Below are 1,339 nucleotides of genomic sequence, written 5' to 3'. Positions count from 1 at the left end.
TATGAAGTGACCCCCGAAAGTTAGACAGGTCGTTTCATTAGGCAGCCTCTAGGGTATGAGCCCGGTATTGTACTGGGCTCATACCCTTTAATTTCGCCTTAATTCTTTTATGATTATAGTATTCTATATACTTTGCTAATTCTTGTTTGAAATGTGTTATACTTTCAAATTCTTTTCGATACAGAAATTCCGATTTCATAATACCGAAGAAATTTTCAATAACGGCATTGTCATAACAGTTTCCTTTGCGAGACATACTTTGAGTTATACCACAATTCTTAAGAGAATGGCGGTATTGTTTCATTTGATAGTGCCAACCTTGATCAGAGTGAATGAGGAGTTTATCCGGATCGGTTACACAATAAAGGGCTTGGTCCAACATCGTTGAAACAAGGGAATAGGTCGGTCTGGAACTAATTGTATACGTGATAATTTCACCATTAAATAAATCCAACATTGGTGATAGGTATAACTTCTCCCCAAATAACTTAAACTCCGTAATATCTGTAACCCACTTTTCATTTGGTTTTTCAGCTTGGAAGTTGCGATTTAAAATATTTGGCGCAATTTTCCCAACTGTCCCTTTGTAAGAGCGATATTTTTTCATACGAACCAGACATTTTAACCCTAATTCTTTCATAAGGCGATATACTTTTTTATGATTTACTTTGTGTCCACGATTCATAAGTTCATCACGAATACGACGATAACCATAACACCCATCGTGTTCATTATAAATAGCTTGAATCAGTTCTTTTACCTCCGCATTTGGATCAGGACGATTAAAATGTTTCATCCAGTAATAGTACGTACTACGTGGAATGTTTGCGAGTTGAAGTAACTCCTTGATAGGAAATTCATGCCTTAACTCGTAGATTACTTGCGCTTTGTCTTGTTTGGTGATTTTTCTTTGTTTTGAACTAAGGCATTCAACTTTTTTAAATATGCATTTTCCATACGTAAACGCTCATTTTCCGCTTGTAAGGCTTCGATTGATCCTTCATCTACTGGTTTTATTTTTTTATCTTTCATGGTTGGACGCCCCTTTTTCTTTGATTGTAGGGCATCCAATCCTCCTGTTTCATAAGCTATTTTCCATTTCCGAAGTGTTTCATAAGACGGTATATTGAAAAGTGCCGCTGTTTTTCTGATAGATGTCCCGTGTTCATTCATATAATAAAGTACATCTAGTTTATACTGGGCTGGGTAGAATGTATAGCACTTTTCAAAGGCCTTTTCACCTGAAGACTCATATCGTCTAATCCACTCACGAAGTACGCTAGGGTTAACTCCTATAGATTTAGCAATTATTTTTCCACTTTCTGTACCATCTAAATAT

At 36.1% G+C, this 1,339-nt stretch carries 1 protein-coding gene; it reads right to left on the bottom strand.

What is annotated here, in order from left to right; genetic code table 11:
- Positions 1-37: 37 nt before the first annotated feature.
- Positions 38-1,339 (bottom strand): IS3-like element ISBth10 family transposase gene (locus RT27_RS34645; RefSeq protein WP_156137731.1). Its coding sequence is split into 2 segments (ribosomal slippage), with 1,303 coding nucleotides annotated over them: positions 38-942 and positions 942-1,339; the frame shifts between segments, so codons are not numbered across the junction. This gene is flagged as partial in the annotation.

The sequence above is a fragment of the Bacillus sp. L_1B0_5 genome, from assembly GCF_000836715.1.
Classification (GTDB): domain Bacteria; phylum Bacillota; class Bacilli; order Bacillales; family Bacillaceae_G; genus Bacillus_A; species Bacillus_A thuringiensis_S.
The sequence above is the reverse complement of the archived record's forward strand: the minus strand, read 5'-3'. Positions and strand labels throughout refer to the sequence as shown.